The sequence below is a fragment of the Actinobaculum massiliense genome (genome assembly GCF_001457435.1).
Taxonomy (GTDB): domain Bacteria; phylum Actinomycetota; class Actinomycetes; order Actinomycetales; family Actinomycetaceae; genus Actinobaculum; species Actinobaculum massiliense.
Genome location: NZ_LN881717.1, coordinates 243,486 through 264,638 on the forward strand (window position 1 = coordinate 243,486; position 21,153 = coordinate 264,638).

20 protein-coding genes and 1 tRNA gene are annotated in these 21,153 nt (G+C 59.5%); 5 read left to right on the forward strand and 16 right to left on the reverse strand.

Annotated elements, in window-relative coordinates; translation table 11 throughout:
• Nucleotides 1-35: 35 nt before the first annotated feature.
• Complete coding sequence (locus BN2664_RS03015; protein WP_007001692.1) at nucleotides 36-476, forward strand: HIT family protein; 441 nt, start codon at nucleotides 36-38, stop codon at nucleotides 474-476.
• Nucleotides 477-614: 138 nt separating this feature from the next.
• Here BN2664_RS03015 and BN2664_RS03020 read toward each other — a convergent pair whose 3' ends face one another.
• Together BN2664_RS03020 and BN2664_RS03025 are read right to left on the reverse strand one after the other, a co-directional pair.
• Nucleotides 615-1,388, reverse strand: a complete 774-nt coding sequence (locus BN2664_RS03020) for an HAD-IIB family hydrolase (RefSeq protein ID WP_007001691.1) — start codon at nucleotides 1,386-1,388, stop codon at nucleotides 615-617.
• 8 nt (nucleotides 1,389-1,396) lie between these two features.
• On the reverse strand, nucleotides 1,397-1,888 hold the full coding sequence (locus tag BN2664_RS03025; RefSeq protein ID WP_007001690.1) for a hypothetical protein: 492 nt from the start codon (nucleotides 1,886-1,888) through the stop codon (nucleotides 1,397-1,399).
• A 241-nt stretch (nucleotides 1,889-2,129) separates the two neighbouring features.
• Between BN2664_RS03025 and BN2664_RS03030 the strand changes: the two genes are divergently transcribed.
• Nucleotides 2,130-2,816 carry a metal-dependent transcriptional regulator gene (locus tag BN2664_RS03030; protein WP_007001689.1) on the forward strand — a complete coding sequence of 229 codons (687 nt, stop codon included), beginning with the start codon at nucleotides 2,130-2,132 and terminating at the stop codon, nucleotides 2,814-2,816.
• 401 nt (nucleotides 2,817-3,217) lie between these two features.
• Here BN2664_RS03030 and BN2664_RS03035 read toward each other — a convergent pair whose 3' ends face one another.
• The 8 genes from BN2664_RS03035 to BN2664_RS03070 form a co-directional block, all read right to left on the reverse strand.
• Nucleotides 3,218-4,564 carry an NAD(P)/FAD-dependent oxidoreductase gene (locus BN2664_RS03035; RefSeq protein ID WP_007001687.1) on the reverse strand — a complete coding sequence of 449 codons (1,347 nt, stop codon included), beginning with the start codon at nucleotides 4,562-4,564 and terminating at the stop codon, nucleotides 3,218-3,220.
• Between the two features lie 128 nt (nucleotides 4,565-4,692).
• A complete protein-coding gene (locus tag BN2664_RS03040) occupies nucleotides 4,693-5,529 on the reverse strand; it encodes an HAD-IIB family hydrolase (protein WP_007001686.1) in 837 nt (278 codons plus the stop codon).
• Between the two features lie 193 nt (nucleotides 5,530-5,722).
• Nucleotides 5,723-5,795 (reverse strand) — tRNA-Ala (locus BN2664_RS03045).
• 194 nt (nucleotides 5,796-5,989) lie between these two features.
• The gene (locus BN2664_RS03050) at nucleotides 5,990-6,634 is read right to left on the reverse strand and encodes a histidine phosphatase family protein (protein WP_007001685.1); all 645 of its coding nucleotides are present in this window, start codon (nucleotides 6,632-6,634) and stop codon (nucleotides 5,990-5,992) included.
• On the reverse strand, nucleotides 6,631-7,044 hold the full coding sequence (rsfS, locus tag BN2664_RS03055) for a ribosome silencing factor (protein ID WP_007001684.1): 414 nt from the start codon (nucleotides 7,042-7,044) through the stop codon (nucleotides 6,631-6,633). The genes BN2664_RS03050 and rsfS overlap by 4 nt, the downstream gene beginning before the upstream one ends.
• Nucleotides 7,041-7,886, reverse strand: coding sequence for a hypothetical protein (locus tag BN2664_RS03060; RefSeq protein ID WP_007001683.1), 846 nt, complete (start codon nucleotides 7,884-7,886; stop codon nucleotides 7,041-7,043). The genes rsfS and BN2664_RS03060 overlap by 4 nt, the downstream gene beginning before the upstream one ends.
• Before the next feature lie 73 nt (nucleotides 7,887-7,959).
• Nucleotides 7,960-8,655 carry a nicotinate-nucleotide adenylyltransferase gene (gene nadD, locus BN2664_RS03065; protein WP_007001682.1) on the reverse strand — a complete coding sequence of 232 codons (696 nt, stop codon included), beginning with the start codon at nucleotides 8,653-8,655 and terminating at the stop codon, nucleotides 7,960-7,962.
• Nucleotides 8,656-8,689: 34 nt separating this feature from the next.
• Nucleotides 8,690-9,958, reverse strand: a complete 1,269-nt coding sequence (locus tag BN2664_RS03070) for a glutamate-5-semialdehyde dehydrogenase (protein ID WP_007001681.1) — start codon at nucleotides 9,956-9,958, stop codon at nucleotides 8,690-8,692.
• Between the two features lie 89 nt (nucleotides 9,959-10,047).
• On the opposite strand from BN2664_RS03070, the gene trxA reads away from it, so the two are divergent.
• Nucleotides 10,048-10,425, forward strand: a complete 378-nt coding sequence (gene trxA / locus BN2664_RS03075; protein ID WP_007001680.1) for a thioredoxin — start codon at nucleotides 10,048-10,050, stop codon at nucleotides 10,423-10,425.
• A 130-nt stretch (nucleotides 10,426-10,555) separates the two neighbouring features.
• Here the strand turns inward: trxA and BN2664_RS03080 are convergent, their stop codons facing one another.
• From BN2664_RS03080 to BN2664_RS03105, 6 genes are all read right to left on the reverse strand, one after another.
• On the reverse strand, nucleotides 10,556-11,428 hold the full coding sequence (locus BN2664_RS03080) for a hypothetical protein (RefSeq protein WP_007001679.1): 873 nt from the start codon (nucleotides 11,426-11,428) through the stop codon (nucleotides 10,556-10,558).
• A 279-nt stretch (nucleotides 11,429-11,707) separates the two neighbouring features.
• Nucleotides 11,708-12,805 carry a glutamate 5-kinase gene (gene proB / locus BN2664_RS03085; protein WP_007001678.1) on the reverse strand — a complete coding sequence of 366 codons (1,098 nt, stop codon included), beginning with the start codon at nucleotides 12,803-12,805 and terminating at the stop codon, nucleotides 11,708-11,710.
• A 12-nt stretch (nucleotides 12,806-12,817) separates the two neighbouring features.
• Nucleotides 12,818-14,338, reverse strand: coding sequence for a GTPase ObgE (obgE, locus tag BN2664_RS03090; RefSeq protein ID WP_007001677.1), 1,521 nt, complete (start codon nucleotides 14,336-14,338; stop codon nucleotides 12,818-12,820).
• 134 nt (nucleotides 14,339-14,472) lie between these two features.
• Nucleotides 14,473-14,724, reverse strand: a complete 252-nt coding sequence (rpmA, locus tag BN2664_RS03095) for a 50S ribosomal protein L27 (RefSeq protein ID WP_007001676.1) — start codon at nucleotides 14,722-14,724, stop codon at nucleotides 14,473-14,475.
• Nucleotides 14,725-14,758: 34 nt separating this feature from the next.
• The gene (gene rplU / locus BN2664_RS03100; protein WP_007001675.1) at nucleotides 14,759-15,064 is read right to left on the reverse strand and encodes a 50S ribosomal protein L21; all 306 of its coding nucleotides are present in this window, start codon (nucleotides 15,062-15,064) and stop codon (nucleotides 14,759-14,761) included.
• A gap of 165 nt (nucleotides 15,065-15,229) precedes the next feature.
• Nucleotides 15,230-17,812 carry an Rne/Rng family ribonuclease gene (locus tag BN2664_RS03105; RefSeq protein WP_007001674.1) on the reverse strand — a complete coding sequence of 861 codons (2,583 nt, stop codon included), beginning with the start codon at nucleotides 17,810-17,812 and terminating at the stop codon, nucleotides 15,230-15,232.
• Nucleotides 17,813-18,366: 554 nt separating this feature from the next.
• Between BN2664_RS03105 and BN2664_RS03110 the strand changes: the two genes are divergently transcribed.
• Both BN2664_RS03110 and cydB read left to right on the forward strand, forming a co-directional pair.
• The gene (locus BN2664_RS03110; RefSeq protein WP_007001672.1) at nucleotides 18,367-19,869 is read left to right on the forward strand and encodes a cytochrome ubiquinol oxidase subunit I; all 1,503 of its coding nucleotides are present in this window, start codon (nucleotides 18,367-18,369) and stop codon (nucleotides 19,867-19,869) included.
• Between the two features lie 12 nt (nucleotides 19,870-19,881).
• Nucleotides 19,882-21,024, forward strand: a complete 1,143-nt coding sequence (cydB, locus tag BN2664_RS03115; protein WP_007001671.1) for a cytochrome d ubiquinol oxidase subunit II — start codon at nucleotides 19,882-19,884, stop codon at nucleotides 21,022-21,024.
• The last annotated feature ends 129 nt before the right edge of the window (nucleotides 21,025-21,153 follow it).

Consider the following 21,153-nt stretch of genomic DNA (forward strand, 5'->3'; position numbering starts at 1 on the left):
TGAATCGTCCCACCCTATGCACGTACAATTGGGCTATGACGGTTTACACAAAAATTATCGACGGCGAAATTCCCGGACGTTTTATTTGGGCAGATGAGTCGACTGTAGCGATTGCGGACATTGAACCGCACGCTCCAGGGCATACGCTGGTGATCCCGCGCGAGCCCTACGAGAAGTTCACAGATGTGCCCGATGACCTCGCGGCGCATCTGTTCGTCGTTGCCAAGCGCATCGGCCAGGCACAAATTGAGGCGTTTGAGCCGGACCGCGCCATGCTGGTGATTGCCGGCCTGGGCGTTCCACACGTCCACCTGCACGTGATTCCCTCGGAGGATGAGAAACTAATTTCCTTCGACTACGCCCAGAAGGATGTGCCCGGCGAAGAGCTCGACGTGAACGCCGAGAAGCTGCGCCAGGCGCTCATCGCTGGCGGCTGGGGCGAGTTCGTCCCTAAGGATTTGCATTCCTTGAGTTAGCACTCGGCTTTCGCCAGTTGGCGGATTCGGCTGGTTTATGGGCCTTGCCGGCCGAAAAGAAGTGAGGGGACGCGGCGATTGCCACGTCCCCTCACTTGACTTCGGCAAGAGTTTGCCGAAGCCTCGTTTTCTGCGTCTTTAGTTTGCCTTGCTCACCAGCTCTTCAATGAAGCTCGCGGTATGTTCCCAATCGCGAACCGCGAAGGTATCGATCCCTAGGCACGTGACCGGGAAGTCGTTCCCGCCCGGATCGAGACGATCACCAACGAAGAGCATCGCGCTGATCGGGATGCCGGTTTGCTTGGAAAGCTCGGCGATTCCGTACGCCTTATCCACACCCTTTCGGGTGATGTCCACCGACGTCGACCCACCGGAACGAACCTCCAGCGTTGGCAGACGCTTGGCGACCGCCGCCCGTAGAGTCTCCTTCTTTTCGCCGTTGGGATCCCAGGCGCGTTTTGCCTCCAAGGGAGCCTGCTGGCCGAGCGCGGAAAACGTAATTTGTGATCCGCGATCTTCCAGAATCTCGCCCCACGTTTCAGCCTCCCACAGGCCGAGTCTGCGAGCCTCCTCTTCCAGGATTGCCAGCGCTTCAGCGCGTTCGGCGTCAGTGAGGTTGCGAACGTAGACGTTCTCCCACTCTCCGCTTTTGCGCACCATATAGCGCGTGCCGCAGGTCGGCATCAGGTGGAGCCGCTCCAATTCTGGTTCGGAGGCATCGAGCCCTGCTAAAAGCTGGGATTCAAATTGTCCGAATTGACCTCCGGAAATCACACAGACCTCGACGCGATCAAGGAGCCGCGAGAGAGCTACTGCCATTCGCCCTGGTAACGGGGACTTTGACGGTGCCAGCGTGTCATCCAGGTCAAAAGCGACCAACTGGTAGTTAGAAAGCTGAATTTGTGACGTCACGGATGGATTTATGCCTCGCTGTCGCTCTTTGTGGCCGCTTCACCCAAGAGCCGGGTGGCCGCGGGAATGAGGAGCGCAATCGAAACCTGCAGAGCGAATGCGAAGAGCGCCGAAATGACGTCCATCGCGGTTAGGCTATAACCCGAGCTCAGCACCGCGATGAGTGCGAACAGAGCGTAGATGAGGAGGATACCGGCGGCAACGATGGCAAGAATCTGTGCAATCTTCGCCAGCCCCTTTCCGCCCCGCTTGTTGAAGTCAAGATTGAAGAGGTAACCAAAAGCCGAAGGGTTCACCGGCGGCTGCTGGTAGCCGTAGGGCGCCTGGCCCTGGCCCGGCGCCGGAGCCGAGTATGCCGAAGGAGCCCACTGCTGGCCGTAGCCCTGCTGCTCCTGGAAGCCCTGCTGATACTGCGCGGCGTTCGGATCGACCGCCTGCCCGCCCGCGGGTTGCGAAAAGTTGTTCTGGAAGTTCTGCTCGCCGTTCTGCGTTTCGCTCATTTCAATTCCTTTCGAAACGTTCCCGAGCAACGCCCGGGCATGCCTTTCGCTGTACAAGATACCAATTAAAAGCTAACTAAGGATATTTTTCCCATATCGCAGCAAAATTCTTGCTTCTTTCCAGTCTTTTTCATGGCACGGACGCAAACATTTCTCGGTAACCTAGGCAACGTGCACTTTGGCACCCCGAGTAGCCAGTCACCCAAAGCACCCGTGCGCACGCGATTAACCGGGAGGAACCGTGGAGTTATCGACCTCCAATGAGGATTACCTCGCCGCCATTTGGAAATTAGAGGAATGGAACGGCAAAGCTCCCTCCACCAGCGAACTGGCAAAAAAACTACATCTTTCCGCTTCCAGCGTGTCTGAGGGAGTATCGCGCCTAGCGAACCTCGGTTTTGTCACTCACGCGCCCTACGGTTCGGTTTCCCTCACCGAAAGCGGCCGTGCGCACGCTGAACGGCTAGTTCGTGGGCATCGCATTATTGAGACAGCGCTCGTCGATTTCCTCGGTTACACCTGGGATGAGGTGCACGAGGAGGCCGAGCAACTCGAGCACGCCGTCTCGGAGCGCCTCATTGAGCGCCTCGATGGCCTTCTGGGCCACCCCGACCATGATCCCCACGGGGACCCCATCCCCCGCGAGGATGGCACATCGCTTGGCCGAACCCGCGCCGTCCAGCTCACGCTCGACCAGGTGCACTCCGGGTCTGCAGCGCGAGTGGAACGGGTTTCGGATGAAAACCCGGATCTTCTTAAATACCTGGCAACTTTCGGTATTTCGGTGGGCTCGCTTCTCACCGATATCAAGCAAATTCCGGGAGCTGGAGTGCTTGAGGTTCGCACCGCAAACGGCACTCTCACCATCTCGGCCGCGGCGGCTCAATCAATTATTGTTCGGGCAACCACCGACGGCGAACTGAAATAATCGCCCCCAGTAGACGTCCGTCGCGCGCATAACCCCGGGTGGGGTGTTTGGCATATCGATTGCGATCTGCACATACTGCCCCGGAACCACCGAGATTCGATAGTTCTTTCCCGCGGCAATATCAACCCTTTGCTCTTCATATCCGTCCATCATGCCCTCCGCTCTCTTGGACTCGATGGAACCACGATCGCGCACCCGTCCGACACGAAAACTCCCATCTGCATCCGCGCCGGCAGGAAGCCCACCGTCCGCGCAGACGCAGAGCCCAACGCCGGACCAAACGCAGGGCCCCACCATCCGTGCAAAAGCAGAGCTCACTACTCGCGCATTCACAAAAGCGGGGCAAGCCCGTTGGGCCCGCCCCGCTTCATTCAATTCTTTTTACCGCAACGCGGCCGTCCCTATTCGGCCTCTTCAAACTTTCCTTCATCGAGCGCCTGGGAGGCGGAGAGAAGTCCGTCTCGTGCACGCTTCGAGAACGGATTGATATCGCCCGTAATCAGATCGTGGCGGCGCGGGAAGAGGATGTACTTCGACATCAGGTTCACCGCAGAGGCAAGGCGTTCGCGCCCGGATTCCAGTTGCATAACGTGAATCAAATTCCAAATGAGCCATGCCGGCAAACCGGAAAGGTTCGGCAACTTCGCGATTTCCGCAACCGCAAACCCGGCCCCGACCGTTGCCATCGAGCCAAGATCCTTGTACTCGAAATTCTCGGTGCTCTTGCCCTGCAGGCTATTGGTAATAACCTTCGCTACGTGCTTGCCGCCCTGGATGGCCGGTTGCGCGAGCTGCGGCAACCCCTTCTCCCCGATCACGGCAACGTCGCCAATTGCAAAGACGCCGTCGGCGCCCTCAACGCGCAGGTTCTCATCAACCTGAAGGCGTCCGCGCGCGCCCTGCGGCAGGCCCCATTCGCTGGCGACCTTCGGGACGCCCACACCGGAAGACCACACGATCAGGTTGGCGTCGATCCAGTGTTCTTCCTTGGTGTCCATGTTCTCGAGCTTGATACGCTCCGCTTCCACTTCGCGCACCGCTTCGCCCAGCATTACCTTCACGCCGCGGTCTTCCAGCGCACGCTTTGCGGCCTTCTGGCTATCCTCGTCAAACGGCCCGAGAATCGTCGGAGCCATGTCCACCAGCGTAATCTCGAGGGCATCAGGCGAAACCGCCGGGAAGAGATCCCCGAAATCGTACTTGCGAAGCTCGGCGAAGGCGCCCGCGGTTTCGACGCCGGTAGGGCCACCGCCACACACAACAATACGGAAGGGACGCCCGTCCTCGTTGAAGTCATGTCCGTCAAGCAATCCGAACAGGCGGTCGCGAAGAGTCAGGGCCTCGTCACGCGCGTAAATCGGGAGGGTGTGCTCCTCGGCGCCCGGGGTGCCGAAGTAATTCGCACCGACGCCGGTGGCCATAATCAGGTAGTCGTACTTCATCGTACGGTCGTCATCGAGGTAGATGACCTTCTCCCGGGTATCCACCCGCTGGAATTCGCCCAAAACAAAGCGTAGATTCTTCTGCTTGGCACGCAGGGAGCGCAAGTAGAAGGTAATATCGCCCGCATTCAGGGCGCCAGCCGCGACCTGGTACAGCAGCGGCTTAAAGGTTTGGTATGCGTTCCGATCGATAAGCGTGACGCGAACGGGAGCCTTGCGCAACGCCCTCGCTGCCGCAACGCCGCCGAACCCACCGCCCACGATCACAACGTGTGGCAAAGAGGTGCTTCGGAATGTATCAGTCATGTGTCCTAACTTAGTCCAAAGCTAGAGTTCACTCCAATATCAAAACCATTCTCGCTAATAGCGTTAATGTTGGGGTTATTAATCCTCAAGCACCGCCCCCACGGGGGCGAGAGCGGGCTCGGTAATCCTTAGTCAGAAATAACCGCGTCTATTAGTTTCGCCACCGGCGTGGCGGCAGGAGGTAAGGTCCACCGTACCGCCTGCTTGAGAGCCACGCTTCCGCCCGCAACCGAGACCGAAAAACCCACACGGGAAATCCACGGCACGTCATTATCGGAATCTCCCACACCGAGTGCCCGAGCAGGATCTAAGCCTTGTGCATCCAGGGCTTCCTTGATTCCCTTCCATTTATCGACGCCGGGGGCCTGAATGTCATAGAACATTTCATGGCCGCGCACCGCACCCGGGAACATCTCCTCAATCTGCGACCCGAGGGCATCGAGCACCTTCCCCGGTGCCGCCACACCCATTTTTTCAATGCTCATGGGGTCGACGGCGTCGAAATCAACCTCTTGCAGGGGATGCCCCTCATTTGCGTTCTCCATAATGCCTCGCGGCGCGTGCTCGACCGCCAAAGGGTTGAAGGCTTGCACCAGCAAATCGTTGACCGTGGTTCCGGTGAGAACTAGTTGGTATTTCTTAGCGAAATCAACAACGCGATGGAAGGTCTCCTCACCGATTGGGTAGGTGCGAACTACCTCCTCGCCGTTCCAGACGATTGCACCAGCACCCGCAATGACCCAGCCCTTTACACCGGCGCGGCGCAAAATATTGGTCCCGCCGAAGAGCAAGCGGCCGGTTGCCAGAATAATAGGGAACCCCGCATCATCGGCGTTCTTCAACGCGGCGAGAGTTTCGGGCCCCACCCTCGATTCTTCGTCGGTGAGCGTCCCGTCGACGTCAAACACAAAGCATTCCGGCTTTTCATCGAATGGAAGATTCTCAAAATCAAGTTCTTCGGCCACGCCACCAGCCTAACCACTTTTCCGACATAGCGCCCAACGCTCGCTACACCACCCGGCGGGCGTGAAATCACCGCTCCTCCCGCAACCCAGCCGCGAACCTCCGTTCCGGCGGCGGACCGTTCCACAGGCCGACCCACACGAGCGAAACTTAAGCGAAAAACGCTCACGTTATTTCAACGTGAGCGTCCAATCGTGGAGCTAAGGGGATTCGAACCCCTGACCTCTTCCATGCCATGGAAGCGCGCTACCAACTGCGCCATAGCCCCGAGCGACCTGATAAACATTAGTCCGAAAACCAGGGTGAGCGCAAATCCAAACGGCCGCTTTTTCTGAGAATCACGTCACGTTGTCCTGATCCCGAGGGTTTTTCCGCCCGTACTCAAGCATTTCCAGCGTCTACGGTTTCACGTTGTAACCGTTTGACCTATCGGGCGCGAATGCGTTCTACACCGAGTGCGTCCTATGCCTTGAAGTTGCGGACGGGGTCCTCCCCCTCCGCCACAATCTGGTTATGGGCCGCAACCCGCCACTCGTGCTCGCGGTTAGTTTGGCGCCGAAGCAGGGTCCAGTGGCAGTTATCAAGGCCGCCGATTCCACCCCAGGCGCCACCCATATCCAGCAGTTCGGCCACTCCGCAGCTAATCGCGGCACCGTGGGCCACAATAAGGAGGGTCCCGCCGCCCATTTCGGCGGAATTTTCGCGCACCACACTGGCTACGCGCTCCCCCACCTCGGTTTTCGACTCAATCTGAAGCCCTTCCGGCTGCCCGCCGCTCATCCACACCGCGGCCTGCTCGGGGTACTGTTCTTGAATCTCGCGGCGATTCAGACCCTCCCAGAGCCCGTAGTGGCGCTCCACCAAACGCGGGTCGGTCTGAATCTCAATCCCCAGCAACTCCGCCGCCGCCTGCGCGGTCTGATACGCCCGGGTAAGCGGAGAGGCAACAATGCGCCGGGGCCGGAAAGAAGCGATATGCGTAGCCGCCAGCTTCGCTTGGCCCAGCCCGGTCTCATTGAGAGGAATATCAGTTGAGCCCTGGATTCGCCACTCTAGGTTGTAGCTCGTCTGGCCGTGCCGCCAAAAGACAACCGCGTCCGCGCTCACATTTCCTCCGCTGCCGCGCCAACGCCAGCCCGCGGGCCGGCTAGCGCATCTTCAAGCCTTAGCTCAATCTTTGGAGCATCCGCCCAGAGCCGACCTAGCGCGTATTCATCGAGGTCCTCTTCACGCTGAATATGGACGATCAGCTCGCCGTAGTCCAAAAGCACCCACCGCGGATCAAACCCCAGGCCTTCGCGTCGCTTCGGCTTGGCTCCGCGCTCGTGCAATGCCTTCTCCACGCGGCTGACAACCGCGTTCATTTGTGGCTCCGAGTCGGCGGAAATAATAAGGAAAACATCTGAGATAACAAGCCGCTCGGAAACGTCGATTGCTTCAATTGAGGTGGCTTTGACTTCGGCGGCCGCAGCCGCTCCAGCCCGGGCAAGTGAAACTGCACGTTCGGATGCCGTCACAAAATCTCCTTCGCATCAGCGATAAGAACGTTGGGGACGTTCCCCAAAGTCGAGGGATCTGCTCCCATCGACACATATTTGAGCCAGAGCGTGCCGATCAGCACGCCCAGCACGAGCCCGATAATCACCAAAATAAGCATGGTGACAATCCACGACGCCCCTCCGCGTCGCTTCTCCTCAGGCTCTTCGACGCCGACCTCCTCGACCTCGCTCTCCTCGCTCGGCTGAGAGCTTAGACGCGAGTCCGCCATGGTACGGCTACGCAACTGCTCGCTGAGGCTCAGATTCGCCTCATCGGTCAGCTCTTCCTCCGCCTGCGCGGAAGTCTCGGGGGCCCGCAACGCCTCGCGCACCACAACTGATTCGTCGCTGTGAATGTAGCGCGGCGACTGTGCCTCTTCATCCGACTCAAAGCGATCAAAAACCGATACGCGCGAAATTTCGTCGCTCGCTTCCGTTTCAGGTTCAGCTTCCACGGCGGGCACAGGGGGATCAGGTTCGACGACGACGCCGCTCTCCGCCGCCTCTTCATCGGCGACAACAGGCTCTTGCGCGCGGGTTTCAGCTTCGGTCTGGCGCTGCCGCTCCTCGGCCTGGCGCTGTTGCTCTTCAGCTTGGCGCTGCGCCTCGGCCTCGCATTGCTTTGCTTCAGCCTCACGCTGTTGCGCCTCTTCGCTTTGGCGCTCGGCCGCTAAAATATCCTTGCGCGAGCGGCGATGAAGCGGAATCTCCTGCGTTTGGGAAATCCGCTCAATCGGGGAAGTTGCTTCTTGCGGGATTGCGTCCAGTAATCCTCGTTCGCGCATCTGCCGGCGTGTCAGCCGAGGTGTACCGTCGCCCATTAGTTCTCCTTCATCCCGATCTTCATCACGCACCACCTTACCGTGATTCGTCCGTGTAGCTGTATCAAAGCGGCTATTTTTCCGGCGCGTCGCTTTGCCGTCCGCCCCCGGCTCGGCCGCTATCTTGCACATAAAGGCCGTATTTCCTAATGTGCTGAACAACGTCGTCGGGCACCAGATACCAAATAGGCGCGCCACACTTCACCCGCTCGCGCACATCGGTGGAAGAAATCGCCAGGGCGGGAACTTCCACCACCTCAAAATTCGTGTTTTCCAGAGTCGACTTACGAATCTGGTGACCAGGGCGCGTCACGCCAATGAAGCGCGCCAGGCTCCAGAGTTCGTCGGCGTCCTTCCAGGTGAGGATCTCCGGGAGGATGTCGGCGCCGGTAATAAAGTAAAGGTCTGCATCAGGGTAGATCTTGTGCAAATCACGCAGGGTATCGATGGTATAGGTCAGGCCGCCGCGCTCGATATCCACTCGCGACACCGTAAAACGGGTATTCGAGGCGGTGGCAATAACCGCCATCAAATAGCGATGCTCAGCCAGCGTCACGTTCCTGTCCTGCTTGAAGGCCGGGTTTCCGGTGGGAACGAATACCACCTCGTCCAGGCCGTAGCGGTGTTGCACCTCCGAGGCCGCCACCAAGTGGCCGTGGTGTATGGGGTCAAAAGTTCCACCCATAATCCCTATACGACGCCGCCTTCCCTTGCGCTCGGCATCGAAAGGAATCTGAATATTGCCCTCTTCGCTCAGGGTTTGTGCCATTTTTCTTTACTCCTCGGGCACTCTACGCCGCGCCCTAGCGGACGTGTCCTTGCCCTTCAGCAATCCAGGTGGTGGTGGTAATTTCCGCCAGGCCCATGGGGCCACGAGCGTGAAGCTTCTGGGTAGAGATGCCAATTTCGGCTCCCAGACCAAACTCACCGCCGTCGGTAAAACGCGTTGAGGCATTGACCATAATCACCGCGCTATCGATCCCCGCCTTGAAGGTCTCAATTGCCTCCAGATCCTGCGAAACAATGGCTTCGGTGTGCCCGGTCGAGTACTTCTCAATGTGCTCGATGGCCGCTTGAAGACTTGGAACCACGCGAATAGCTACCTCGAGAGCCAGGTACTCGGTGGCCCAATCCTCTTCGGTTGCGAGCTCCACCTGGATGTCTCCCGCCAGACCCCGTACGGATTCATCTACGTGTAGCCGCACATCTTTACTTGCTAGTTCACGCAGGAGCCGGGGCACGAACCGCTCGGCAACGTCCGCGTGAACCAGAATCGACTCGGCGGCGTTGCATACCGACGGGCGCGATACTTTCGAGTTGACCGCGATTGCCAGGGCCTTTTCCAGATCCGCCGCGCGATCGACGTAGACGTGGCAGTTTCCGGTACCGGTTTCGATGACCGGAACCACGGATTCGCGCACGACGGTCTGGATCAAACCGGCGCCTCCGCGCGGGATCACCACATCCACCAGGCCGCGCAATTTCATGAGTTCGACCCCGCCGGCGCGACCGAATTCATCGATGCTCTGAATAGCATCCGCGGGCAGGCCCACCTGCTCGGCCGCCTTGCGCATAAGCTCAACAATCACCCGGTTTGATTCAAACGCCGCGCTACCTCCGCGCAAGATCACCGCGCTTCCGGCCTTGAGCGTGAGGGCCGCGGCATCCACGGTCACATTTGGCCGCGCCTCGTAAATCATGCCAATCACGCCCATGGGAACTCGCACTTGGCGAAGCGTGAGCCCGTTAGGCAGGCGCCGCCCACGCACCACCTCCCCGATAGGATCGGGAAGGCTCGCCACTTTTTCGGTGGCGGTGGCAATTCCGTCAATTCGCTGCGGATCGAGCATTAGCCGGTCAATAAGCCCCGCGTCGAGACCCCGCTCACGGCCCGCCGCGATATCAATTTCATTGGCAGCGATAATCGCCGGCGTGTTTTCTCGCAAAATTGCAGCGATGGCGTTGAGCAGAGCGTCTTTCTGCGCCGTCGTCACATGGCGCATCGCTCGCGCTGCCACTCGGGCGCGCTGGGCTACCGCCACCACGCCGTTTCGAATTTCGGATTCTTGCATGGAGATAAGCCTAAGCCATTGGCTGGAATAAAGAGCCGCGCCCCCTCGTTTGTTCGAATGGTTACGCAGGACTACAGGAAGGTACAGGTATGGCAACCGTCAGCATTACTGCGGATAACTTCAACGAAACCATTAAGGATGGGATTACCCTCCTCGATTTCTGGGCTTCGTGGTGCGGCCCGTGCCGCCAGTTCGGCCCCATTTACGAAGCCGTCTCCGAGGATCACCCCGATGTGACCTTCGGCAAGGTTGATACCGAGGCCAGCCAGGATCTGGCGGCGGCTTTCGGTATTCAGGCCATTCCTACGGTTATGGTTTTCCGCGATGGTATTCGCGTGTTCTCTCAGGCCGGCGCGCTGCCCAAGTCCCATCTGGAGGACCTCATTAAGCAGGTCGAAGGCTTAGATATGGATGAGGTTCGCGCCCGGATCGACGAGGCAGAAAAGGACGCTCCGCAGGAGAAGTAGAAGTTACCTCTCGCGGATTTTAGGAATTAAGTGCTTCCGCACCCTTGCAGACTTTGCGAGGGTGCGGAAGCGTTTTAGTGTCTATGGAACTTTCGTGAGCATTTGCAGATTTGCGCCGGGCGCGCGTTACCTAAACGGCGCGGCCGTTAAGGAGCGGTACCACGCCTTTTATAACCGAAGCGAAATCGGTTGCCACCGAGGCGGGAAGGAAAACAATTCCGTCTGCCGCACCCATGCCAATCCACTTTTCGGTGGCATCCGCCACGTCGTAGACGGTGCCGACCACGCAGGAAACTCCGGAAAAATCGCAGTAGCCGTGGATATCGTGGAGAAGCGCCACGCGCTCCTTGGCACACATGAGCGTGGATGAAATCACGATCCCCATTTCCACCAGCACCGGAAGGTCGATTCCCTGCTCTCGCGCGGCCGAGCGAAGGGCATAGCGGGCCTCGCGTGCCACGTGCGGAGTTTCGGCACGCAAACGAATAAGCGAGGCAAATCCGCATAGCTTTTCCAAATCAAGGCTCTGCACATCGCTGGCACAAACACGCGGAATAACCGCAAATCCCACCTCTTCGAGCGCGGAAGCTTGAGCGGCGATCTCTGCCAGGTCAGTAGCGGGCGAGATTTCAATCTCAATTGCCGAGTTTCCGGTATTGCCCGGATCAAAATCTCCCGCATTCATGAGGGACCGCGCCGGAACCTCGGCCGTCATACCCTGCATGCCGGCCTTACCAAAGGTCGCTACCGTTTTCGCGGCGTCGAGGCCTGCCTCTACCTCATCGGAACGGATGCGGAACGATTTACCAAGCGAAATAAAGTCCAGCCCACCGCGGCGAGCGGCTTGAATATAGCCCGCTAGCTTTCGCATATCGACGTGAAGCGCGGGAAGCTCGGCGCATCGTGGCGCACCGAGGCGTGAGAGATCAATTCCCAGGCGCGCATCGCGCGATACGTGCATATCTTCGTTCACGTCACTTGGGCTCTGGAGCTGAATGGTCATAGCGCTCACCTTCACTTTCGGTCACAACAAAACCGTGGAAGACCGGCGAGCAGACTTCGCTGACTCACCTAAGGCGAGGCGACCCGGATAGGGCGTGGACTCGCCGCGTGTCCTCCTCCGTTCCGCACCGAAAGCGGCTATTTCTGCTTGTGGCAGTTACCCGCTCGATGTGTTTCATTCAAAGTAGGGCCCATGAGTCCAATAATCAAGACGACAGTGTCCAATAGTGCCCAGGGTCACTCTAGGAATGGTCAAGAAAGTTTCACGACACCTTGACGGTTAGGAGCGACGGGTGCGAACGATGTCGTTTGCATGCACGACGGGACGAGCGCCATGGACGGCGTCGTCGCCAACAATCGCCGTTAGAGAATCTGAACTCCACCCGGAAAGCCCGCGGGCGAAAACCACTCCGTCAGAGCCGGCAACCTCCACCAAGTCACCGCGCGCAAAACGCCCGGCCACGCCAATAACTCCGACCGCCAACAGGGAGGCGCGATGGCGCACAACGGCTTCGCGTGCACCGTCATCCACAATAACTCGGCCCTTCGCCTGCGCGGCATTCGCCAACCAGAGGCTACGCGCCGAACCGCGCTTGCCCGTCGGCGAGAACCACGTTCCCGTGATCTCGCCGGCCAAAGCCTCCCCCACTTTCGCCGCTGAGGTGAGCAAAACGCCCACCCCACCGGAGGCGGCGAGTTCCGCGGCCGCGACTTTCGAGCGCATTCCACCGGTGCCGACGACGCTGCCCCGATCGGTAATCAGGAAATCTTGCACGTCTTGCGGGCCGTCAACACGCTCGATCAGGCGCGCATCGGGTTGCGAAGGCGGAGCCGAATAGAGCCCGTCCACATCGGTTAAAAGCACCAGCGCATCGGCGCCAATCAGGTGGGAGGCCAGCGCCGCTATACGATCGTTATCGCCAAAGCGCAACTCGTCGGTAACCACGGCGTCGTTCTCGTTAACAATCGGGATGATTCCCAAGGAGAGCAGGGTGCTTAACGCGTTTTGCACGTTCGCGTAATGGCGGCGGTTAATTACGTCGGTGACCGTCAGCAGAACCTGCCCGATGGTTATTCCAAACTCGTCAAAGGCGTTTTCGTAAGCGGACATCAGGCGGGACTGCCCGATCATCGCCGCGGCCTGCTTTTCGCGCAGAAGCTTGGGCCGTTCGATATTTAGCGCGGGGGCTCCAGCCGCTACCGCGCCCGAAGAAACGAGCACAACTTGTGCACCTTCTTCGTGCTTCGCGGCTAGCACGCTGACTAGCCGGTCCAGCATCTGGGTGTCGAGCGTTCCGTCTGGCCTCGTTAGAGAGGAAGAGCCAATTTTGACGACGATCTTCTGCGCGTTCTTGATCGCGGGCTCGCGGTTTTCCACTGTTCCCATTTCCTAGTTATCGCTCGGATCAGTCCACACTCCGGACTGACGTTCCTCCCGTAGCTCCTGGCGAGCTTCTTCCTTCGCGTCCATGCGATCGTGGAAGGCTTCCTTACGTTCCTTACGCGAAGGACGCGAGGGCTCGTCGAAGCGCTGATCGGTTCCGCGCGGGCCAAGCATTTCCGCGCCGGTTGCCATGGTGGGCTCCCAATCGAAAACGTAACCCGATTCTGCCGGGCCAATCACCACGGTATCGCCCGGGAGCGCGCCCTGTTTGGCCAGGCGTTCTTCGATCCCCAGGCGGGCCAGGCGATCGGCGAGGAAGCCCACCGCTTCGTCGTTGCCAAAATCAGTTTGCGCAATCCAGCGCTCGGGCTTGCGCCCGCGAATGACCCAGAAATCCTCGCCGTCGCGGTGGGCGGCTTCGATGGTAAAGCTGGAGTCAGATTCGGGGCCCACCGGCCGAAGCACCGGGCGCTGCAGCTCCGGCTCAGGCGCGTTGCGGCGCGCTTCCTCCACCATGGTGCCCAGCGCGTAGCTCAGAGCATCGAGTCCGGTATGGGCGGAGGTAGAAACATGGAAGACCTGGTAACCCTCGGCTTCAAGATCTGGGGTAACGAATTCCGCTAGCTCGTGGGCCTCGGGCACATCAATTTTATTGAGGATCACCACGCGCGGCCGCTCCATTAGGGGCACCTGACCATCCAGGGTCTCAATGTCTTGAGCGAAGGCGGAAAGCTCTTCTTCAATCGTGTGCAGATCGGAGAGCGGATCGCGCCCGGGCTCCAGGGTGGCGCAGTCAATCACGTGCGCGATTACCGAGCAACGCTCAATATGGCGCAAAAACTCCAGCCCCAGACCCTTGCCCTCGGAGGCGCCCGGAATCAAACCCGGAACGTCCGCGATGGTGTAGCGCATCTCCCCCGCGGTCACCACCCCGAGATGAGGAACCAGGGTGGTGAAGGGGTAGTCAGCAATTTTCGGCCGGGCCGCCGAAAGCACCGAAATCAGGGAAGATTTGCCGGCGCTGGGGAATCCGACCAGAGCCACGTCCGCAATGGACTTTAGCTCAAGCACTACATCGCACTCTTCGCCTTCTTCGCCCAGCAACGCAAAGCCGGGAGCCTTGCGCTTGGGGGAAGCCAGGGCAGCGTTTCCCAGGCCGCCCACTCCGCCGCGCGCCGCTACATAGCGATCGCCGGGAATGGCGAGGTCCGCGAGAATCTCGCCTTCCGGGGTGCGAATCACGGTTCCAGCCGGAACCGAAAGCACTAGGTCCTCGCCGTTCTTACCGCGTTGCAGGTCTCCCCCGCCCGGCTGACCATTGGCCGCCTTCTGATGGGGCGCATGGTGGAAATCAATGAGGGTGGACTCTTGTGAATCGGCTTCGAATACAATCGAGCCGCCGTGGCCACCGTTTGCGCCGTCCGGCCCACCCAGCGGCTTAAACTTTTCGCGGCGCACCGACGCGCAGCCGTTGCCACCGTTCCCCGCGGAAAGGTGGAGCGTTACTTTATCGATGAATGATGCCACGAAGGCCCTCCTCAATTTTGCCCAAGCTAACGAACCTGCCCGAGCAAACGATTTTGCCCGAGCAAGCAAACTTGCCTGAGCACACGAAAGGGTGGAAGGCCAAGCCCTCCACCCCAATCGTTGCTTACTAAAACCTAAGCCGCGACGACGTTGACCGTCTTGCGGTCACGACGCGTGCGGAACTCAACGGTTCCGGCCGCGGTGGCAAAAAGCGTATCGTCCTTGCCGCGCCCGACGTTGTCGCCGGGGTGGTACTTCGTACCGCGCTGGCGGACGAGGATCTCACCGGCGTTGACGAGCTGACCGCCAAAGCGCTTCACACCGAGACGCTTGGCGTTGGAGTCGCGGCCGTTGGTCGAAGAACTCGCACCCTTCTTATGAGCCATCTCTACACCTTCCCTTTGCTATTGCGGGATCGCCCTAGGCGATCTCGGTAACCTTCACGCGGGTCAGCTTCTGACGGTGACCCATGCGCTTGCGGTAGCCAGTCTTGTTCTTGTACTTCACGATGGAAATCTTCGGGCCCTTCTCGGCGCGGACAATCTCGGCCTTGACCTTGGCGCTGATGCCATCGGCAGCCGTGGTGATCTTGTCCCCGTCAACGAGCATGATGGGCTCGAGCTCGACCGAATCCCCGGCCTCGCCTTCCAACTTGTCGATTACGACGACGGAGCCGACAGACACCTTCTCCTGACGGCCGCCGGCCTTAACGATCGCGTACACCACGTTCTGCTCCTGAAATACTTACTTTCGCCGACCCGTATGAGCCAGCCTCACGATTAAGTGCCGTAGCACCGACCATCTAGGTTACTGTTTTTTAGGGCCTGACCACAAGTCGCAGAGGCCAAAAAACCACCTAAAACCCTATGGTCTTCGACACTTACTTATTTTCTACTTATTTTCTTCCGCGCCGCGCCGCAGGGTAATGGTTCCCCGCTGCTTGGTGCCGGTAGAAATGGTTCCGCTCGAGAGTACCCCGCGCACCGGCGCCGATGCACCGGAGGTGATCTGCAAGCCACCCGAGGGAGCCGCGGTAATCAAGCGCTGGGCGCCGCCGCTTTCCGCCTTCGTCTTCTTTGGCGTCACCACCCCGCTGGAGAGTACCCCACGCCGCTTAGCGCGAGGCTTATCCGCTGCGCCGGCCTTCGCCGAGCTTCCCGCAGGCTTTGCTGCTTGTCCCGAATGCTTCGCCGCGCCGCTCGCGGACTTTGCCGCCGGCGCCTCGGCTCCTTCGGACTGCTGCCCGGATGTTGCCAGCGGTTTGCGGCCGGTCCTGGCCGCACGCTTGGAACGCTCACCTCGCTCGCGGCGCGAATCACCGCGCTGCTTTCTACCGGACGCCTTTTCCTCGCCCGCTTGGTCGCGCGACGGCGAATCCGTTCCCACTTCTTCGGGGCCTCGCCCGTTGTTACTCTCCCGGTCGACGTCCTTGCGGTCGACGTCCTTGCGGTCGACGCCGTTGCGCCCGTTACCACTCCGGTCATTACGGTTGCCACCCCGGTCGTGCCCGTTGCCGCTCGTTTCGCCGCTAGAAACCGCGCCAGAGTGCTCAGCCTGCGCCTCGCCCTCGGGATCCTTTTCGCCGTGACCCGCCTGGGCAATCGAGTTCATAGCCGCTCCCGCAGCCGAACGCTGCGCCTCCGATCTGCGCTTGGCTGCCTTCGTATTCTGCGACTCGCGCCGCTTCTTACGCTTGGCGGAACCACCGCTGGGCTCACCCTTCTCAACGGCGTGGTCATGAATGATATAGCCGCGCCCATCGCAGGCCTCGCACGGGGTGGAGAATGCCTCGACCAGCCCCTGGCCCACGCGCTTACGCGTCATTTGAATCAGACCCAAGCTCGTCACCTCGGAGACCTGGTGGCGAGTGCGATCCCGTCCCAGGCATTCCACTAGTCGGCGTTGCACCAGATCCTGATTAGATTCAAGCACCATATCGATGAAGTCAATAACGATGATTCCACCAATATCGCGCAGGCGTAGCTGGCGCACGATTTCCTCGGCCGCTTCGAGGTTATTGCGGGTCACGGTCTCTTCCAGCGAGCCGCCAGAACCGGTGAACTTGCCCGTGTTGACGTCAATGACCGTCATTGCCTCGGTACGGTCAATGATCAGCGTGCCGCCGCTGGGGAGCCATACCTTGCGGTCAAATGCTTTGGCGAGCTGCTCGTCTACCCGGTTTTCGGCAAAAATATCACCACGCTCGGTCCACTTCGAAACCCGGTCCGTCAGCTCCGGAGACATCTCTTTAACGTAACGCGAGATGGTGTTGAAGGCATCGTCTCCCTGCACCCGCAGGCTCTCAAAATCCTCGTTGAAGATATCGCGAACTACGCGAACGGCCAGCTCGGGTTCTTCCTTAAGAACCTTCGGCGCACCCTTTGTGTTCTTTGACTTTTCGCTGATTTCTTTCCAGGTTGCGCTAAGGCGCTCCACATCCGCCGCCAGTTGCTCCGCCGTCGCGCCTTCGGCCGCCGTGCGAACAATGACGCCGTGCTCCTCGGGAACAATCTCGCGCAGAAGCTTCTTCAGACGCCGCCGCTCCTTCTCGGGAAGCTTGCGGGAAATACCCGTCATTTGCCCACCCGGAACCAACACCAGGTGGCGCCCGGCGAGGGTCACCTGGGAGGTCAGGCGCGCGCCCTTGTGGCCTATCGGATTCTTGGTGACCTGCACCAGAACCGTGTCCCCACTCTTGAGCGCCTGCTCGATACGCTTGTTCTTGCCGGTCACTCCGGCGGCGGCCCAATCCACTTCGCCGGCGTACAGAACTGCATTGCGTCCCTTGCCGATATCCACGAAGGCCGCTTCCATTGAGGGCAGGACGTTTTGCACCCGCCCGAGGTAAACGTTGCCAACCATCGAAACTTGCGTATGCCGAGCCACGTAGTGTTCCACCAGCACGCCGTCCTCAAGCACGGCGATCTGGTTGAGGCCATCTTCCTCGCGCACCAGCATCTCGCGCTTGACGGCTTCGCGGCGGGCGAGGTATTCCACTTCGGTGACCACGTGGCGGCGACGTCCGGCGTCGCGCGAATCCTTGCGACGCTGGCGCTTGGCGGCGAGTCGAGTGGAACCGCGCGGGGCGCTTACCTCGTTGTCGCTGCTGAGCGAACGACGCCGCCGCCGCGGCCGGGAATCGCTTCCGTCCGCCTCGTCGTCTCCGGCAGAATCAGAGCTAGACTTCCGGCCTTTATTCTTATCGGAACCAGAAGAATTCTTCGATTGGCGATTCTTGCCCGACTCCTCTTTTTTAGAGCTACGCCTCGCCGGCTTGGGGGCCGGCTCGTCTACTTCGTCTTCGAGTTCATCGTCCTCGACCACCCGAGTAACTCGAATGGCATTCGATTCGTCCGGCTCCTGGAAAAGGAGGCCGGAGGCAAAGGGGTTACTGAAAGTTGTAACCACCGATTCATTATTATTTTCCGCGCTCGACTCCCCTTCGGGGGCCGAGACCTTGCCATTGAGACCCATGCGCCTGCACTTCCCTAACGGCTCGCGCCCCGCATTCGCGCTTACCGATCTATATCGCGAAATCCTTCGCGAAAAAGCTCTCACCTCGATTGCGCGCCAAGAATCCTTGATCAACATCTCGCCTGTTTGGCGGTGGAACAGCACTGCGACGCAAGTCGAGTTTCGGGATGATGCGGCACCACCCGAAAATCCAGACAAAAGATTACACAGTGAGGCGCAAAACCGGGAGGGAACATGATGGGATTCTCTCCCCAGGCGCAAAACCGGAGACACGGCCAGCAAAAATGCCGCGCAAGGACTTTAGTCCCGGATTTCGAAAAGGTGTCGCTAAAACTTCCAAGCCCGCCATTACTTCACGCCATTAACATGAAGCCTTTGACGCGTTAATACCTTCATCTGACCTGTTCCAGACTAAGCTCAAATCGAAAGGTTGAATCGTGCGCAGACTTTCGGGCCCGCGAATGTTTGAACCTAAGAATTGTCGGAATAGTGAGTTTCCTACTCGCCTCTTCGGCATTCAAACCACGTAGTGAAAACATCAGAAAGGTGAAAAGGTGGATCCTCTCACCCTAGCGCGATGGCAGTTTGGCGTCACCACGGTGTACCACTTCTTGCAGGTACCCCTGACGGTCGGACTGTCCTTGCTTGTCGCGTATATGCAAACCAAGGCCCGCAAAACGGGCGACCCCAAGTGGCAGCGCATCACCGACTTCTTCGGCAAGATTCTTCTCATTAATTTTGCATTGGGTGTTGCCACCGGCATCGTGCAAGAGTTCCAGTTCGGTTTGAACTGGTCCGAGTACTCACGTTTCGTGGGTGATATTTTCGGTGCGCCGCTGGCCTTCGAGGCCCTGCTGGCATTCTTCCTGGAGTCCACCTTCCTGGGCCTGTGGATCTTCGGCAAGGGACGTCTCTCCCCCAAGATGCACAACCTGGCGATTTGGTGCTTCTCGATCGGCACCGTTCTTTCCGCGGCCTTCATTCTGGCCGCTAACTCCTTCATGCAGAACCCGCAGGGCGCGGTGTTCAACCCGGTGACCGGGCGCGCCGAGCTCGACGGCGTCAGCGGCTTCCTTAAGCTGTTTGGCACCACCTGGCAGTTGACCTACCTTCACATGCTTTCGGCAGCGCTGATGCTGGCCGGTGTCCTGGTGGCAGGCTTCTCCATCTGGTGGATGGCCCGCTCGATTCGGCTTACCGGCAACGACGTCGAAGCGCGTGACTACTGGAAGCCCTCCGCCAAGATTGGTGCTTGGGTCGGTCTGGTCGCCGCGATTGTGGCTGCTCTTTCGGGCCACTTCATGGGCCAGCACCTGGGTCAGATTCAGCCCACCAAGGCCGCCGCGATGATGGGCGTATGCCAGGGTGAAGAAAACGCCAAGCTTTCCTTGGTGATGTGGGGTAGCGACTGCGAGAACGCCACCGAGATCTACATCCCGATCCCGGGTCTGGAATCGTTCATGATGACCAACCACTTCACCGGCCCCGAGTCGCGTTTGCAGTCGATTGACGAAGCGAACGCGCAGGTCCTCGAAGGCGTTCAGCAAATGGAAAATGTCAATGACGAGCTGGTTGCCAAGTACACCGAGCTTTACGGCGCAGACGCCGCAACGCCGAACGTACTAGTTTCCTACTATGCCTTCCGCGTCATGGTTGGTATCGGAATGCTCAGCATCCTCATCTGCGGCGGAGCGCTCTTTGCTCTGCGCGGCGACAAGCTGATCCGCTCCGAAAAGTGGGGCACCTTCTGGCTCTGGATGGTTCCGCTTCCCTTCCTCGCCAACTCGGCGGGCTGGATGCTTACCGAAATGGGCCGTCAGCCCTGGGTTGTTTATCCTTCCCAGATCGACGGCGTCTTGCTCTTGACGAATATGGGTGTCTCCCACGGCGTCACCGCCGCCTCGGTTGCGTTCTCCCTCACCGCCTTCACCGTGCTCTACAGCGCTCTGGGTTGCGTGTGGATCTGGCTGCTTGGTCGCTACCTGAAGGAAGGCATCAACACGCATAAGAAGGTCATCGAATACGACGCTGTGGATACTCCGCAGTTCGTGTACTAAGGAGGATCTCCAGTGGAATTTACATTGACACCGCTAACGGTCCTTTGGTTCGTCATTATTGCCGTGTGCTGGATCGGCTACGTATCCCTGGAGGGATTTGGCTTTGGTACCGGCATGATGCTCAAGACGGTGGCCAAGGACGAACGTGAGCGCCGCGCGCTCATCAACTCGATTGGTCCGCACTGGGACGGCAACGAAGTTTGGCTTCTTACCGCCGGTGGCGCCACCTTCGCGGCGTTCCCCGAATGGTATGCCACCTGGTTCTCGGGAATGTTTATCGCCCTCGTCCTCATCCTCCTCTGCCTGATCATCCGCATCTGCGCGCTGGAGTGGCGCAAGATGATCAACACCTACGCCTGGCGTAACTTCTGGGATATCGGGCATACCGTGGTGTGCTGGGTGACCCCGGTTGTCTTCGGTGTTGCTTTCGGAAACTTCGTGCAGGGTATGCAAATTGAAGTGGGCCGCTATGACGAAGCCGGCGGCACTTTCCACGCAATCCCCGCTGATGCGGTAGGCGTGGAAGCCCTCGCCGATAACCACCACTACCTGACGGGCGGATTCCTTTCGCTCTTCACCCCGTTCACCCTGGTGGCCGGGCTGGTGGTTCTGGCTCTCTTCTTCACCCACGGAGCGCTCTGGCTTTCCATCAAGCTCGCGGGCGATCTGCGTGAAAAGTACCTGAACATCACCAAGAAGTCCTCGCTGGTTTCCACCGGCTTGGCCGCGGTGTGGGCGCTGTGGGGCTTCTTCGCTTACAGCTCTCAGACCCTCGCGATTATCCCGCTCGCTATCTGCGCCGTGCTCCTCTTGGCCGCGGTTGCGATGATCTACGCGGGTCGCGAGACGGTTGCCTTCGGCCTCCACTTCGCCGGAATCGCAATGGCCGTGGTGATGATCTTCGCGATGTTCTTCCCCTACGCGATGAAGTCTTCGATTGCCGAGGGCTACTCGCTCACCTTGGCCCAAGCCGCCGCAACCGGCCCCACGCAGATCGTTATGACGATCGCCGCGTGCCTGTTCGTGCCGGTGGTCTTGGCCTACACCATCTGGGCTTACTGGGTGTTCCGCAAGCGCATTGACGCGGGCCAAATTCCCGAAGAGCCGGTTGGTTTGGATCCCAAGAAGATCCGCGAATTTGAAACGCTCGCCTAGTCGCCTGCTTGGTTGCATGCACTAGCTGAGCTTGCATAAAGCACGTTTGGGGTGCGTATCAGTTCGATACGCACCCCAAACTTTCGCTCGCAGGCGACAGGCACGCTTTGGCCGGTGCCACCCACCCGC